The sequence below is a fragment of the Streptomyces sp. NPDC048623 genome (assembly GCF_040650755.1).
Classification (GTDB): domain Bacteria; phylum Actinomycetota; class Actinomycetes; order Streptomycetales; family Streptomycetaceae; genus Streptomyces.
In genome coordinates this window covers 86,916-101,720 of the sequence record NZ_JBEZHV010000025.1, presented here as the reverse complement: position 1 = coordinate 101,720, position 14,805 = coordinate 86,916, and the positions used below count along the sequence as shown (strand labels likewise).

General features: G+C 72.6%; 15 protein-coding genes. 9 read left to right on the top strand and 6 right to left on the bottom strand.

Annotated elements, in window-relative coordinates; all coding sequences use genetic code 11:
• A partial coding sequence (locus AB0C73_RS29695; RefSeq protein ID WP_362536165.1) for a transposase occupies positions 1 to 1,189 on the bottom strand: 1,189 nt, incomplete at its 3' end.
• A 254-nt stretch (positions 1,190 to 1,443) separates the two neighbouring features.
• Between AB0C73_RS29695 and AB0C73_RS29690 the strand changes: the two genes are divergently transcribed.
• On the top strand, positions 1,444 to 1,875 hold the full coding sequence (locus AB0C73_RS29690) for a VOC family protein (protein ID WP_362536163.1): 432 nt from the start codon (positions 1,444 to 1,446) through the stop codon (positions 1,873 to 1,875).
• A gap of 8 nt (positions 1,876 to 1,883) precedes the next feature.
• Here the strand turns inward: AB0C73_RS29690 and AB0C73_RS29685 are convergent, their stop codons facing one another.
• On the bottom strand, positions 1,884 to 3,173 hold the full coding sequence (locus AB0C73_RS29685; protein WP_362536162.1) for an MFS transporter: 1,290 nt from the start codon (positions 3,171 to 3,173) through the stop codon (positions 1,884 to 1,886).
• A gap of 106 nt (positions 3,174 to 3,279) precedes the next feature.
• Between AB0C73_RS29685 and AB0C73_RS29680 the strand changes: the two genes are divergently transcribed.
• Entirely contained in the window at positions 3,280 to 4,227 is a 948-nt protein-coding gene (locus tag AB0C73_RS29680; protein WP_362536160.1) for a LysR substrate-binding domain-containing protein, read from the top strand.
• Here the strand turns inward: AB0C73_RS29680 and AB0C73_RS29675 are convergent.
• Positions 4,197 to 4,709 (bottom strand): GNAT family N-acetyltransferase, encoded by a 513-nt coding sequence (locus AB0C73_RS29675; RefSeq protein WP_362536158.1) that lies wholly within the window; start codon positions 4,707 to 4,709, stop codon positions 4,197 to 4,199. The genes AB0C73_RS29680 and AB0C73_RS29675 overlap by 31 nt on opposite strands.
• 69 nt (positions 4,710 to 4,778) lie before the next feature.
• Positions 4,779 to 6,140, bottom strand: coding sequence for a glutamine synthetase family protein (locus AB0C73_RS29670; protein ID WP_362536156.1), 1,362 nt, complete (start codon positions 6,138 to 6,140; stop codon positions 4,779 to 4,781).
• A 278-nt stretch (positions 6,141 to 6,418) separates the two neighbouring features.
• On the opposite strand from AB0C73_RS29670, the gene AB0C73_RS29665 reads away from it, so the two are divergent.
• The 7 genes from AB0C73_RS29665 to AB0C73_RS29635 all read left to right on the top strand — a co-directional run bounded on the left by AB0C73_RS29665 (position 6,419) and on the right by AB0C73_RS29635 (position 12,886).
• Complete coding sequence (locus AB0C73_RS29665) at positions 6,419 to 6,820, top strand: hypothetical protein (protein WP_362536154.1); 402 nt, start codon at positions 6,419 to 6,421, stop codon at positions 6,818 to 6,820.
• Between the two features lie 89 nt (positions 6,821 to 6,909).
• Positions 6,910 to 7,590 (top strand): DUF3105 domain-containing protein, encoded by a 681-nt coding sequence (locus tag AB0C73_RS29660; RefSeq protein ID WP_362536152.1) that lies wholly within the window; start codon positions 6,910 to 6,912, stop codon positions 7,588 to 7,590.
• Positions 7,587 to 8,219, top strand: coding sequence for a DUF305 domain-containing protein (locus tag AB0C73_RS29655; protein WP_362536150.1), 633 nt, complete (start codon positions 7,587 to 7,589; stop codon positions 8,217 to 8,219). Before AB0C73_RS29660 ends, AB0C73_RS29655 begins: the two co-directional genes overlap by 4 nt.
• Positions 8,220 to 8,352: 133 nt before the next feature.
• Positions 8,353 to 8,772 (top strand): CBS domain-containing protein, encoded by a 420-nt coding sequence (locus tag AB0C73_RS29650; RefSeq protein WP_362536148.1) that lies wholly within the window; start codon positions 8,353 to 8,355, stop codon positions 8,770 to 8,772.
• An 87-nt stretch (positions 8,773 to 8,859) separates the two neighbouring features.
• Complete coding sequence (locus tag AB0C73_RS29645) at positions 8,860 to 9,420, top strand: hypothetical protein (RefSeq protein WP_362536146.1); 561 nt, start codon at positions 8,860 to 8,862, stop codon at positions 9,418 to 9,420.
• Between the two features lie 70 nt (positions 9,421 to 9,490).
• Complete coding sequence (locus tag AB0C73_RS29640; RefSeq protein ID WP_362536144.1) at positions 9,491 to 11,083, top strand: multicopper oxidase family protein; 1,593 nt, start codon at positions 9,491 to 9,493, stop codon at positions 11,081 to 11,083.
• 39 nt (positions 11,084 to 11,122) lie between these two features.
• Entirely contained in the window at positions 11,123 to 12,886 is a 1,764-nt protein-coding gene (locus AB0C73_RS29635) for an NAD+ synthase (protein WP_362536142.1), read from the top strand.
• A 9-nt stretch (positions 12,887 to 12,895) separates the two neighbouring features.
• Here the strand turns inward: AB0C73_RS29635 and AB0C73_RS29630 are convergent, their stop codons facing one another.
• Entirely contained in the window at positions 12,896 to 13,933 is a 1,038-nt protein-coding gene (locus tag AB0C73_RS29630) for an endonuclease/exonuclease/phosphatase family protein (protein WP_362536140.1), read from the bottom strand.
• Positions 13,934 to 14,095: 162 nt separating this feature from the next.
• A complete protein-coding gene (locus AB0C73_RS29625) occupies positions 14,096 to 14,689 on the bottom strand; it encodes a TetR/AcrR family transcriptional regulator (RefSeq protein ID WP_362536178.1) in 594 nt (197 codons plus the stop codon).
• Positions 14,690 to 14,805: the final 116 nt, after the last annotated feature.

Here is a 14,805-nt window from a genome sequence, read left to right as displayed (position 1 = left end):
CCTGGTCCACGGCCCAGCGGGCCGCACTCCAGGCGAGGGCGTCGTTGAGGTTCGAGCGCCGCTCCGACACCCGCCGGATCTCCTCCGCCAGCACCTGCGCCTTGCGGTCCAGGGCGGGGTCGGCGAGCCGGGTGTAGTGGCCGGTCTTCGCGTTGAGGTGCTCACTGATACGGCGCAGCCGGTACTGCTTGGCCAGCACACCGGCGGCCCGGAACTGCGCGCCCGCGCCGAGGGCGGTGATACGCCCGTCCGGGTGAAGCCGGGCCGCGCCCGCGCTGAGGAGCGTGTTCAGGCCCCAGTCCACCCCCAGAGCCACCGTGTGACCGCTGCGCCGGGTCTTCGGCGCCGGGTGAGTGAAGGCCAGATCGGCCCGCACCTTCTCGCCCGTGGGGCGCAGGGTGGGCGGGTGGAGGATCGCGTTCGCCGGGACCGTGGGCGGCAGCAGGATCGGGCAGGCCACCCACGTCCAGTCCGCATACTTCTGCGGGTCCGGACGGGCGGGGAGCTGAAGCCGCAGCAGAACCCTCGTCGGCTCGGTCACGGAGCGTTCGATGGTGGCCTGCTGGCCGTCGCACGCGGCGAGCAGCAGCATCCGCGCCGTACAGGGCTCGGGTTCCAGCTCGAACACATCCGCCGGCAGACGGCCGTGCTCACACAGATACGAGGCGATCTGCCGCGTGCGGGAACGGATCACACTCGACGGAAGGTACTCCCCGCCGGGAATCGCGGCCCGCGTCGCGTTCCACTCCTCGGGGGTGCGTCTGTTCGGGTCGGCGGGCCAGGAGGCCAGTACACCGGCCACCAGATCAGCACGCCACTTCACCGATCGCAAAGCGCGCCCGGCCTGTTCCTGGGCCATGCGCACGATCCGGTCGTTCACCCGCACACCCCCGCTGGGGGCGGTGGTCCAGCCCAGCCTGCGCAAGGCCATCCACGCATTCGACGGCAACGTCTTCCCGCCCGCATCCACCCCGGAGGCCAGTGTGTCCACATCAGCGGTATTCCAGTGCCCGGACAGCAACACCCCGGCCATGCCCGCCACCAGATCGGCGCACCAGCCCACCCGTTCCGACAGGGCGGCGGAGGTGAGGACAACACCGGTCTTCTCGTCCACGCCCGACCGGAGCAGGACGCGGGCACACGCGGTGCGGGCCGCCTCGCCCGCCCCCAGCGGCAGCCTCCGGCTCACCAACCCCCCTCCCTCGCAGTGCTGGTGCCGTCATCCGATCAACGAGACCACCGCGAAAAGGTCACACATTCGACCCACGAACTCGCGAACTCACGAATGCCGCCCTCAGCAATCATTACGGATCTCGAAGGCAACACGTGAGCCTATCCGGCGGGTGGACGTGGGTGGTCCGGGTGCGCGGCGGCGGGCCGGTGCGTCAGGGTGGTACGTGCCCCACCGGCACCCACCGGCACCCACCCGCAGGAGACGTGATCGTGAACTGGACCCTGGAAGTCATCACCGTGCCCGTCACCGACCTGGACCGGGCGAAGGAGTTCTACGGCGAGAAGTGCGGCTTCAAGGTGGACCTGGACCAGGAGGTCGCCCCGGGCGTCCGGATCATCCAGCTGACCCCGCCCGGCTCGCGCTGCTCGATCTCCCTCATCCAGGGCATGCCCACGTTCCCGGGCGCCGGCGCGACGGCCGCCGGCTCCCTGCACGGCCTCCAGCTGTGCGTCACGGACATCGACGCGGCGCGTGGCGCGCTCGTCGCGGCGGGCGTGGACGTCTCCCCGGTCATGCATGTCGGCGCGACCGGCTGGGAGGAGGGCAAGGGCGACACCTGGAACTCCTTCCTGTCCTTCCAGGACCCGGACGGCAACGGGTGGACGGTGCAGGAGGCGCCGTCGGAGCTCTCCGCACGCTGACAGCGGGGTCACGCTGGCAGAGCCGGGCCAGCGCCGGCCTCAGCGCGGGCCTCAGCCCGCGCCTCAGCGCGGCCCGGGAGCACCGCGCCCGTCAGGCCGAGCGCGGTGAAGCCCGCCGCCGCGAGGAGCGCCGCCGTCCAGCCGTACGCCCCGTACAGCCACGCGGCGGTGAGCGAGCCGAGCGCGCCGCCGCCGAAGGTGGCCAGCATGAACACCGTGTTGGCGCGGGCCGTCACCGCGCGGCCGAGGCCGAGCGCCCGCGCCTGGTTCGCCACCTGGCAGCCGCTGGTCCCCAGGACCACGAGCCCGGCCGCGACGACGAGCGCGACGGCCGACTCCGGTGCGAGTCCTGCGACCGCGAGTCCCAGGATCACGCAGCCCAGGCCCCACCGGGCCACCGGACCGGCGCCGTGCCGGTCGGTCAGCGGTCCCGCGTACGCCGAGGCCAGCGCCGCCGGCACGGTGAGCAGGCCGAACAGACCGGCCGCGCTCGGCCCGTACCCCAGGGGCGGCGCGGCCAGGTGGAAGACGAGCGCCGCCCAGAACACGCTGTACGCGGCGAAGACGCTCGCCCCGGTGAGCGCCGACACCCGCAGGGCGCGGTGCGCGGCGAGCAGCCGCGGCAGGGTGGCGAGCGTCCGCCGGTACGGGACGGGGGGCGCGCCCGGTGCGGCGGCGGCGAGCCGCTCCGGCAGCGCCCGCGGCAGGACGAGGAGCAGTGCGGCCGTGGCGACCGCGGCCACCGCGTAGGCGGTGCGCCAGCTGCCGGTGGCGTCGGAGAGCGCGCCCGAGACGGTACGGGAGAGGGTCGAGCCGAGTGTGAGCGCCAGGCCGATCGAGCCGACGACCCGGCCGCGCCGCCCGGGCCCGGCGAGGGCGGCCGCGACCGGGGTGAGGATCTGCGGCAGCACGGTGGTCGTGGAGAGGACCAGGGTGGCGAGCAGCAGGGTGAGGGCGTCGGGGGCCGCGGCGGCGGCGAGGAGGGCGGCGGCGGTCACGGCGAGCAGCGCACTCGTGAGTCGGCGCAGGCGCGCGGTGTCGGCGAGCGGCACGAGGAGCAGGATGCCGAGCGCGTACCCGAGCTGTCCGGCCGTCGCGAGGAGGCCCGCCGTGCGGTCGGAGACCGCGAGCCCGCGGGCGATCGCGGCGAGCAGCGGCTGCGGGAAGTAGAGGTTGGCCACCGCGACGGCCCCGGCGACGGCGAGCACGGGAACGTTCAGCGGGGCGGTGGCGGCTGCGGGGGCGGGGGCGGGCGTGGCCTGGGGGTCCAGGCGGGTACGGGAGGTCGGGAGGGTCACGCGGTTCAGGCTCCCGCCCGCCGCCGGACCCCATCAAGCTGGAAGAATGTCATCGGCGTTGAGCGAGACTCAACGATCGCGTCCACCGTGCTGGGGAGGTGCCGCCGTGCTGGAGCGTCATGAGCTCGAAGCGTTCCTGACCCTGGGCGAGGAACTCCATTTCGGCCGTACCGCCGAGCGGCTCGGCGTCTCCACCGGGCGCGTCTCGCAGACGATCAAGAAGCTGGAACGGCGGGTCGGCACCCCGCTCTTCGCCCGCACCAGCCGCAGCGTCGCCCTCACCCCGATCGGGCGGCGCCTCCTCGACGAGCTGCGCCCGGCCCACGCGCGGATCCTGGCCGCCCTGGAGAGCGCCACCGCCGCCGGGCGCGGCCTACTCGGCACGCTGCGGGTCGGATTCGCGTCGCCGTGGGCCGGGGAGCTGCTCACGGCCGCGGCCGACGCGTTCCTCGCCCGCCATCCCGGCTGCGAGATCACCCTGCGCGAGGTCCCGCTCGCGGGCGCCACCCGCCCCGTCGAGGACGGGGGACTCGACGTCCAGTACACGGCCTTCCCGGTCGGCGTCCCCGGCCTCACCGCCGGCCCTGTCCTGATCCGCGAGGACCGGGTGCTGCTCGTCCCGGCCGCCCACCCGCTGGCCGCCCGCGCCTCGGTGGGCCTCGACGACCTCGCCGGGCTCACCCTCGTCACCGCGGGCCCGGCCGCCTCACGGGCCTGGAACGAGGCCCACTACCCGACCCGCACGCCGTCGGGCGCGCCCGTCGCACACGGCCCCGCCGCCGCGACCTGGGAGGAGGTGCTCTCCCTGGTCGGCGCCGGACGCGGGGTCTCCCCGGGCGCCGCCCGGGGCGCCCGCTACCACCCGCGCCCCGGCGTCGCGTACGTCCCCTTCCACGACGCCCCGCCCCTGGAGTACGGCCTGGTCTGGGCGACCGCCACCGAGACGGCCCTGATCAGGACCTTCGCCGAGACGGCGGCCCGCACCGCGGCACACACAGCGGCCCGCATCGGGCAAGCGCGCGGTCAGGCGCGCTCCGCGAACACCACCCGGTAGTTCCGCACCCGCTCGTCCTCGCCCTCGTACGCCATGCCCGCCGCCTCCATGACCCGGTGCGAGGGGATGTTGTCCAGGTCGGCGTCACCCCGGACTGCCGTGGCACCGGCCTCCCGCGCGCGGGCGATCAGGGCGCGCAGCGACTCGGAGGCGTAGCCGCGGCCGCGTACGGCGGGCGTCAGACCGTAGCCGACGGTGACGACGCCGTCGGCGTCCGGCGGTCCGTGGAAGCCGATCCCGCCGATCGCGGTCCCGTCGGCCCGGAGCCGTATCTCGTACGCCCGGTAGGCCCCGGGATCGCCGCGCTCGGCGACGCCCCTGAGGAAGTTGCCCACACCGGCGATGTCGCCCTGGGTCGGGTAGCCCTCGCCCCAGTGGGCGGCCGCGCCGTGCTGCTCGGCGTGGACGATCCGCTCGGCGTCGGCGACGCCGAGCGGATGCAGGACGAGCCGTCCGGTCTCGATGATCTTCGTTTCTGCCACGGCGGGCAGTCTGCTCGCCCCCGCCGCGCCGGTCGAGGGAGTTTCCGCCCCCTCGGGCACCTTGGCCGCTTACAGCACCGGCAGGTTCTTGCGCAGCTCGAAGGCCGTGACCTCGGAGCGGTACTCCTCCCACTCCTGCTTCTTGTTGCGGAGGAAGAAGTCGAACACGTGCTCACCGAGGGTCTCCGCGACCAGTTCGCTGCGCTCCATCAGCGTGATCGCCTCGCCGAGGTTCTGCGGGAGGGGCTCGATGCCCATCGCGCGGCGCTCGGCGTCGCTCAGCGCCCAGACGTCGTCGTCGGCGCCGGCCGGGAGCTCGTAGCCCTCCTCGATGCCCTTGAGGCCGGCGGCGAGGAGGACGGCGTAGGTCAGGTACGGGTTGGCGCCGGAGTCGATGGAGCGGACCTCGACGCGCGAGGAGCCCATCTTGCCGGGCTTGTACATGGGGACGCGGATCAGCGCGGAGCGGTTGTTGTGGCCCCAGCAGATGTACGCGGGGGCCTCGCCGCCCGAACCGGCGGTGCGGCCCGAGCCGCCCCAGATGCGCTTGTAGGAGTTGACCCACTGGTTGGTGACGGCGGAGATCTCGCCCGCGTGCTTCAGCAGACCGGCGATGAAGGAGCGGCCCACCTTGGACAGCTGGTACTCGGCGCCCGACTCGTAGAAGGCGTTGCGGTCGCCCTCGAAGAGGGAGAGGTGGGTGTGCATGCCCGAGCCGGGGTAGTCGGAGAACGGCTTCGGCATGAAGGTCGCCTGCACGCCCTGCTCCAGCGCCACCTGCTTCATGACCAGGCGGAAGGTCATGATGTTGTCGGCGGTGGACAGCGCGTCCGCGTAGCGCAGGTCGATCTCCTGCTGGCCCGGCGCGCCCTCGTGGTGCGAGAACTCCACCGAGATGCCCATCGACTCCAGCATCGTGATGGCCTGGCGGCGGAAGTCCATGCCGACGTTCTGCGGGGTGTGGTCGAAGTAGCCGGAGTTGTCGGCCGGGGTGGGGCGGGTGCCGTCGAGCGGCTTGTCCTTCAGGAGGAAGAACTCGATCTCGGGGTGGGTGTAGAAGGTGAACCCGAGGTCCGAGGTCTTGGCAAGGGCACGCTTCAGGACATAGCGGGGGTCGGCGAAGGACGGCGAGCCGTCCGGCATGAGGATGTCGCAGAACATCCGGGCCGTGCCCGGGGCCTCGGCGCGCCACGGCAGGATCTGGAAGGTGCCCGGGTCGGGCTTGGCGATCATGTCGGACTCGTACACCCGGGCGAAGCCCTCGATCGCGGAGCCGTCGAAGCCGATGCCCTCGTCGAAGGCCTGCTCCAGCTCGGCGGGGGCCACCGCCACCGACTTCAGGAAGCCGAGCACGTCGGTGAACCACAGACGCACGAAGCGGATGTCGCGCTCCTCGAGCGTACGGAGCACAAATTCCTGCTGCTTGTCCATTTCCACACCCATCCTCGCTGGTCAGGCCGCCTGCTCCCACCGCCTCGAGCACTTCGGGGGGCGCCTGAGCATCCCACCACATGGTTTCGTGCACGTTGCACACCCATAGTGCCTGCTCGGATGTGACACAGGTAACGGGGGAACGGCCGAAAGGCGGCGTCCGTACGGCGGCCCGCGGGCTCGCCCGGCAGGGAGCGGGCGCGGAGCGGGCGCGGAGCGGTACCGAGTGGTACCCCGTTCGGCCCACGGGCCCCTTTCTGGCACTACCATCGGCGCCCATGGGGGACCCGCGGCTCGTACGCCTGTCCTGGCACCCGCGTCCCACAGCACTGGTGAGTGCCGTGGCGACGCTCCTCGGCGCGCTCTTCCTCTGTCTGGGCGTCGCCGACCCGGGCGCGCAGCCCGGAGCCCACAGGGTCACCAGGGCCGCCCCGACCGCCGCCACCGCCGTGAACGCCTCCGCCGACGAGCAGTACATCTGCCCGTACGAGCGCGGCGACTGCTCCCTCTTCCCGGCGCTCTCCCCGGCCGTGCTCAGCGCGCCGCCGCTCGATCCCCCGCTGCACGCGGACGGGCGGCTCGCGCGCCCCTGGGCGGCTCTCGACGACGGGCGGCCGGCCCGCCCCGACGCCCGGCCCCGGGCGCCGGACCTGCATGTCCTTCAAGTCCTGCGGACGTAGGGGGACCACTCTCCCCCTGACGACGGGACCCTCCCGCACGCCCCGAACCACTTCGTAACCCCCCAGACTTCAAGAAGGACGACTTCATCATGGCGAACCGTTCCACCACCGCCGACCGCCGCGCCCGGATAGAGGAGATGCGCCGCGCCGAGCAGTCCCGCGAGCGCCGCAACCGCATCCTCACGATCAGCATCAGCGCCGTCGTGGTCCTCGGCCTGGTCGGCTTCGGCGGCTGGGTGATCAACAAGGAGAACACCAAGCAGGAGCAGGCGGACGCGGCCGCCAAGTCCCCCATCGAGGGCGAGAAGTCCTGGGACGCCAAGAAGCTGACCCGCAACCACGTCAAGACCCCGGTCAAGTACGAGATGAACCCGCCGGTCGGCGGCGACCACAACCCGATCTGGCAGAACTGCAACGGCGACGTCTACGACAAGCCGGTCCAGGACGTCAACGCCGTGCACTCGCTCGAGCACGGCGCGGTCTGGGTGACGTACAACAAGAAGGCCGCCGCGGGTGACCTCGACAAGCTGAAGGCCAAGGTCAAGAAGACCCCGTACTCGCTGATGAGCCCGGTCGACAGCCAGTCCGGCGCCATCATGCTGAGCGCCTGGGGCAAGCAGGTGACCGTGGACGGCGCCGACGACCCGCGCGTGGACGCCTTCTTCACCAAGTACGTGGCCGGCCCGCAGACCCCCGAGCCGGGCGCCGCCTGCACCGGCGGCATGGACGCGAGCGGCCAGGGCGGCACCGAGATGGAACAGGCCCAGTGAAGCTGAACCGGACGCAGTGGGCGTCCGTCACCGCCGTGGTCCTCGCGCTGCTCTTCGCCGGCGGCGCGGTGACCGTCGCCTCCGCCGACCGTGACGGGGCCGCCCCGGCCACCCCCACCGCGGAGTCGGCGGACGCCGGCTTCGCCCGGGACATGGCGGTGCACCACCAGCAGGCCGTCGAGATGTCGTTCATCGTCCGCGACCGGACGAAGGACGAGGAGGTGCGCCGCCTCGCGTACGACATCGCCAACACCCAGGCGAACCAGCGCGGCATGCTGTTCGGCTGGCTCGACATGTGGGGGCTGCCGAAGGTGCAGTCCGGCGTGGCGCCGATGACCTGGATGGGCATGGGCCACGACATGGGCGGCGAGGACGGCGAGCTGATGCCGGGCATGGCGACCCGCGCCGAGCTCGACCAGCTGCGAAAGGCCTCCGGCCGCGAGGCCGAGGTGCTGTACCTGAAGCTGATGACCGAGCACCACAAGGGCGGCATCCACATGGCCGAGGGCTGTGCGGAGCGGTGCGTGCCGGGCATCGAGCGCGATCTGGCGCAGGGCATGGCCGACGCGCAGCAGTCCGAGATCAAGCTGATGGCGGACATGCTCAAGGCGCGCGGCGCCGCGGCGTGACTCCTCGCCTCCGGTAGGACGGCCCCCGTGACCGCTGCGGTCGCGGGGGCCGCGTCGCGAACGGAGAATGGGAGCGCTCGGGGACGTACGTACGACCGCAGTACGACGACGTTCTACGAAAGGTACGCACCCCATGACCACGGCGAAGGACATCATGCACCCGGGAGCCCGCTGGATCCCGGCACACGAGACGCTCGACCGCGCCGCCCAGCTGATGCGCGACCTCAACGTGGGCGCGCTGCCCATCGCCGACGAGAACGAACGGCTCTGCGGCATCATCACGGACCGCGACATCGTGGTCGGTTGTGTGGCCATGGGCCACGACCCGGCGAAGGTCACCTGCGGTGAGATGGCCAAGGGCACTCCGCGCTGGATCGAGGCCGGCTCGGACGTCGGCGCGGTCCTGGAGGAGATGCAGAGCCACCAGATCCGGCGCCTTCCGGTCGTCGAGGGGAAGCGCCTGGTCGGCATGATCAGCGAGGCCGATCTGGCCCAGCACCTGTCGGACGAGCAGCTGAAGGCGTTCTGCGAGAGCGTCTACGCGGCGCGCTGACGCCCCTTCGAAACCGCTTCGGACCGCCCGGGCCACGGCGCCCGGGCGGTCCGGCGTGGTACGGGGCAGGGGTATATGCTGCCCGGTATGTCGGAGACCGTACGGGCACGGGGCGGTGTGGAGCGGCTGTTGCTGCTCGCGGCGCTGCTGCTCGGGCTGGTCACGATGCACACGCTGGGGCACGAGCCGGGGGCGGGACACACTGCGGCGGCGATGACGGGGGTCACCCACGCGGTGGGTGACGGCCGGAGTCACGGCGCTGCCCACGGCCCCGCCAGGACGGCCGCCCACGCGGTCGGCCACGGCCAGGGGCACAACCCGGCCCACGGCCCTGCCCTCGGCCTCGCCGGGACCGCCACCCACGCGGCCGCAGACGCAGGCCGCGCCGGAGCCGGCCGGCACCTCGCGCCCCACTCCCCCACCACCCCCGCGCAAGCCCCCGCCCACCAGAGCGGCGGGCCGCTCGCCGTCTGTCTCGCCGTGCTCGGCACGTTCGCCGTGGTGCTCGGCGGGCTCGCGCTGCTGCGGATGCGGCGGCGGGGCGGGCACGCGGCAGGCCGTACGAGCGGGGTGCGCCGGCCCGCGTGGCCGCAGGCACCGCCGCCGGGGCTCGCCGTGCTCGACCGGGTGGCGGTCCTGCGGATCTAGGAGGAACGGGCAGCAGACGCGTCCGTCCATTCCCCTTTCCTCCTTCCCTCGCACGAGAGGTGCGTCCGTCATGTCTCCGTCTCCGCAGCTCAACCGCCGTTCCGTTCTCGGCGCCGGCCTGGCCCTCGCCGGCACCGGACTCCTCACCGCCTGCTCCGGCGGGTCCGCCCCGGCCGACGCCGCCGCCGGCTACGTCTCCCCCACCGGCACCGAGGTCGGCGCCGCCGAACGGATGCGGCCCGGCGGCGGCTCCGTCCGCGAGGTCAAGCTCACCGCCACCCCCACCACCCTGGACCTCGGTGCCGGCCGCACGGTGAGGTCCTGGGCGTACGGGGACGCACTGCCCGGCAAGGAGGTGCGGGTCACGGCGGGCGACACCCTGGCCCTCACCCTCGCCAACCACCTGCCGCAGCCGACCTCGGTGCACTGGCACGGTCTCGCCCTGCGCAACGACATGGACGGCGTCCCGGGCCTCACCCAGCAGGACATCAGGGCGGGTGCCGAGTTCGCGTACCGCTTCAAGGTCCCGCACCCCGGCACGTACTGGTTCCACCCGCACTCCGGTGTCCAGATGGACCGCGGCCTGTACGCGCCGCTGATCGTCGAGGACCCGAAGGAGCCCCTCTCCTACGACAAGGAGTGGGTCGTCGTCGTGGACGACTGGGTCGACGGGGTGGACGGCTCGACGCCGGACGCCGTGCTCGCCGAACTCCGCCAGGGCATGGGCGGCATGGGGCACGGCATGGGGCACGACATGGGCGACATGAGCTCCATGCCGGGGATGGACCACTCCGTGCCCGAGAGCGCGGCCCCGTCCGCCGGCGCCTCCACCGGCCCCTCCCGCATGATGATGGGCGCCGTCAGCGAGCTGCTCGGCGGCGACGCGGGCGACGTGGCCTACCCGTACTACCTGGTCAACGGACGGGTCCCGGAGGACCCGGGCGAGTTCACCGCCAAGCCCGGCGACCGTGTCCGGATCCGCTTCGTCAACGCGGGCGGCGACACCGCCTTCCGGATCGCGCTCGGCGGCCACGAGATGACGGTGACCCACACCGACGGCTACCCGGTCACCCACGCGACGACCGACGCGCTGCTGCTCGGCATGGGCGAGCGCTACGACGTGCTCGTCACCGTCAAGGACGGCGTCTTCCCGCTCACCGCGCTCGCCGAGGGCAAGCGGCGCACCGGACTCGCCGTGCTGCGTACGGGCAGGGGCGCCGCCCCGGCCCCCGGCGTACGCCCGAAGGAGCTGGACGGGCGGGTGCTCACCGCGGACCGGCTGAAGCCGGCGCCCGATGCGGCTCTCGCGGCGCGGAAGCCCGACCGGACGATCACCTCGAAGCTCACCGGCGGGATGATGAAGTACGACTGGGCCTTCGACGGCAGGCCGTACGACCCGGACCGGCGGTTCGACGTGAAGGCGGGCGAGCGGGTCCGGATGGAGTTCACGAACACCACGAGCATGTGGCACCCGCTGCACCTGCACGGCCACACCTTCGCCCTGGCGAACGGGGTGCGGAAGGACACCGCGGTGGTGCTGCCGCAGCAGACGCTGGCGATCGAGTTCGACGCCGACAACCCCGGCCAGTGGATGATCCACTGCCACAACATCTACCACGCGGAGACGGGGATGATGACGATCCTGGGCTACCGGAACGCATAGACGCACGACATAGCGTCGAATTGACGATAAACTGAGCGCGTGCCTCAACTACGCCTCGCTCTGAATCAGATCGACTCCACGGTCGGCGACCTCGCCGGGAACGCCGAGGCCGTCGTCCACTGGACCCGGCACGCCGCCGCCCAGGGCGCGCACCTCGTCGCGTTCCCCGAGATGATGCTCACCGGCTATCCGGTGGAGGACCTCGCCCTCCGCCCCTCGTTCGTCGAGGCCTCCCGGGCCGCCCTCGCGGCGCTCGGGCGGCGGCTCGCCGACGAGGGGCTCGGCGAACTGCCCGTGGTCGTCGGCTATCTCGACCGCTCCGAGCACGACCTGCCCCGGCTCGGGCGGCCCGCCGGCTCGCCGGAGAACGCGGCCGCGGTGCTGCACCGCGGCAAGGTGGTGCTGCGCTTCGCCAAGCACCACCTGCCCAACTACGGCGTCTTCGACGAGTACCGCTACTTCGTGCAGGGCGACACCCTGCCCGTACTGCGCGTCCACGGCGTGGACGTGGCCCTCGCGATCTGCGAGGACCTGTGGCAGGACGGGGGGCGGGTGCCGGCCACCCGCACCGCCGGGGCCGGGCTGCTGCTCTCGGTCAACGCCTCGCCGTACGAGCGGAACAAGGACGACACCCGGCTCGAACTGGTCCGCAAGCGGGCCCAGGAGGCCGGCTGCGTCACCGCCTACCTGGCCATGATGGGTGGGCAGGACGAGCTGGTCTTCGACGGCGACTCGATCGTCGTCGACGCGGCCGGCGAAGTCCTGGCGCGCGCCCCGCAGTTCAGCGAGGGCTGTGTGGTCCTCGACCTCGACCTGCCGGCCGCCGCCCCGCTCGCCGAGGCCCCGGCCGGGACGGTCGACGACGGGCTGCGGATCGACCGGGTGGTTCTCTCCGAGGAGCCACTGCCCGCGTACGAGCCGGAGGTGACCGGCGGTTTCGCGGACCGTCTCGACGACGACGAGGAGGTCTACTCGGCCCTGGTCGTGGGCCTGCGCGCGTACGTCGCGAAGAACGGCTTCCGCTCGGTCCTGATCGGCCTGTCCGGCGGCATCGACTCGGCGCTCGTCGCCGCGATCGCCTGCGACGCGCTCGGCCCGGCGAACGTGTACGGGGTGTCGATGCCGTCGAAGTACTCCTCGGACCACTCCCGCGGCGACGCCGCCGAACTGGCCCGGCGCACCGGCCTCAGCTTCCGTACGGTGTCCATCGAGCCGATGTTCGACGCGTACATGGGATCGCTGGCGCTCACCGGCCTCGCCGAGGAGAACCTCCAGTCGCGGCTGCGCGGCACGATGCTGATGGCGCTCTCCAACGAGGAGGGCCACATCGTGCTCGCGCCGGGCAACAAGTCCGAGCTCGCGGTGGGCTATTCGACGCTGTACGGAGACTCCGTCGGCGCGTACGGCCCGATCAAGGACGTCTACAAGACGGACGTCTTCCGGCTGGCCCGCTGGCGCAACCGGGCCGCCGAGGAGCGCGGGCAGACCCCGCCGATCCCCGAGAACACCCTCACCAAGCCGCCGAGCGCCGAACTGCGCCCCGGGCAGGTCGACACGGACTCGCTGCCCGACTACGCGGTCCTCGACCGGCTCCTGGAGCTGTACGTGGACCGGGACCGCGGCAAGGACGAGATCGTGGCGGCGGGCTTCGAGGAGGAGCTGGTGGCGCGGACGCTGCGGATGGTCGACACGGCCGAGTACAAGCGGCGCCAGTACCCGCCGGGCACGAAGATCTCCGCGAAGGGCTTCGGCAAGGACCGCCGGCTTCCGATCACCAACCGGTGGCGGGAGACGACCTCCTGAGACTCTGCATCACAGTTTGACGCGGGCGGCCACCGGAAGGTGGTCGCTCCGCGTCTCCGGCAGGGTCCAGGACGACATCGGCTCGACGCCGCGCACCAGGATCTGGTCGATGCGGGCCATCGGGAAGGACGCCGGCCAGCTGAAACCGAAGCCGTCGCCGGCCGCGCCCTGGGTCGAACGCAGCTGGGCGGTGACGCCGTTCAGGGCGCGGTCGTTCATGGTGCCGTTGAGGTCGCCGAGCAGCACGATGCGCTCGTGGCGGTCGCGGGAGATGGCCTCGCCGAGGGCGTCGGCGCTGGCGTCGCGCTGGGTGGCGGTGAAGCCGGCGTTCAGCTTGACGCGTACGGAGGGCAGATGGGCCACGTACACGGCGACCTCGCCCGCCGGCGCGGCGACGGTGGCCCGCATGGCGCGGGTCCAGCCGAGCCGGATGTCGACCGGGCGGGTGTCGCGCAGCGGGTGCCTGCTCCACAGGCCGACCGTGCCCTGCACCGAGTGGTGCCGGTAGGTGCCGGCGAGCGCCCGCTCGTACACCGGGACCATGTCGCCCTTGAGCTCCTCCAGGGCGACGACGTCGGCGCCGGACGCGGCGAGTTCGCGGGCGGTGCCCTCGGGGTCGGGGTTCTCGGCGTTCACGTTGTGGGTCACCACGGTGAGGTCGCCGCCGGCCTGCGACTTGTCGACGACGAGCCCGCCGAAGACGTTGAGCCAGACCACGGCCGGCAGGACGAGCGCGATCAGCGCGGTCGCGGAGCGCCGCAGCAGCGCGAGGGCGAGCAGCAGCGGGACGAACAGGCCGAACCAGGGCAGGAAGGTCTCGGTCAGACTGCCGAGGTTGCCGATCTTGTTGGGGATCTCGGCGTGAAACACCATCACCAGCGCGACCAGGACGGCGCACAGCGCGAGGAGGATGCCCCGGCGCCAGATGCCGCGGTCGCCGCGCCAGCCGCGGCGCCAGCGGGCGAACCGGCCGCCCGGCCGGGAGGCGGAGCCCTGATCGCCCGGCGTTCCGCCGTCCTCGGTCTCCGTCATGTCCACCCGCGCCATCGCTGCCGTCCTCACTGCTGCCTTGCTGTGCGACCCGGCATTGACCCTAGGCCACTCCGGATCGGTCGTACGCATCGAGGGACGACGCCCGCGCGGCGCGGGTTCCTGCAGGTGGCGCGGGGCGGCGGGCTGTGACAGAACGCGCACATTCGTCCCGGCGTGTCAGTCTCCGGTCCCGCCCTGCGGGCGCAGGCCGTCGAGGACGGCGTCGACGATCTGCTCCGGGAGGGCGGAGTCGAGTGGCGCGCCGGGCCGCAGGACGGTGCGGACGAGCAGCGGGCCGACGAAGAGGTCGTTGACGAGTTCGAGGTCGAGGTCGGCGCGGAGTTCACCGCGTTCCATCCCGCGCCGGATGGCGTCCAGGCCGATGCGGCGGCGGGGTTCGATGACGCACTGGTGGTAGGCGTCCCACAACTTGGGATAGAGCTGCATCTGCGCGAAGACGCTGTGCAGCAGCGTGGAACTCCGCTTGGCGAGTCCGCGCTGCCGCAGCGATTCGAGGAAGGTGACGAGGTCGTCCCGTACCGAGGTGCCGGGCAGCACCGGGTCCGGCGGCTCGACGGCCCGCAGCAGGTCGACGAAGAGCTCGTCCTTGCCGGGCCAGCGACGGTAGATCGTGGCCTTGCCGACCCCGGCGGTGCGGGCGATCTTCTCGATGGACAGATCGGAGAGCGAAAGCCCGCTCTCCAGGAGCTCGATCACCGCATCGAGAATCGCCTGATCAACAGCCCCACTCCGCGGCCGCCCCCGCCGCACACCTCCGACGTCGGAACCGGGGCAGTCGGGGGCGGGAACCGACGCGGGCGCGGCAGCGAAGGTCGGCGCCGACGCGCGACCCGACGCGGAGCCGGGGACCGGCGCCGGACTGCGGT

Bases quoted from the DNA above. Each gene is read 5' to 3' on its own strand.
- AB0C73_RS29660 (WP_362536152.1), top strand. From the start codon at position 6,910: ATGGCGAACCGTTCCACCACCGCCGACCGCCGCGCCCGGATAGAGGAG.
- AB0C73_RS29670 (WP_362536156.1), bottom strand. From the start codon at position 6,140: ATGGACAAGCAGCAGGAATTTGTGCTCCGTACGCTCGAGGAGCGCGAC.
- AB0C73_RS29645 (WP_362536146.1), top strand. From the start codon at position 8,860: ATGTCGGAGACCGTACGGGCACGGGGCGGTGTGGAGCGGCTGTTGCTG.
- AB0C73_RS29640 (WP_362536144.1), top strand. From the start codon at position 9,491: ATGTCTCCGTCTCCGCAGCTCAACCGCCGTTCCGTTCTCGGCGCCGGC.
- AB0C73_RS29630 (WP_362536140.1), bottom strand. From the start codon at position 13,933: ATGGCGCGGGTGGACATGACGGAGACCGAGGACGGCGGAACGCCGGGC.
- AB0C73_RS29650 (WP_362536148.1), top strand. From the start codon at position 8,353: ATGACCACGGCGAAGGACATCATGCACCCGGGAGCCCGCTGGATCCCG.
- AB0C73_RS29665 (WP_362536154.1), top strand. From the start codon at position 6,419: ATGGGGGACCCGCGGCTCGTACGCCTGTCCTGGCACCCGCGTCCCACA.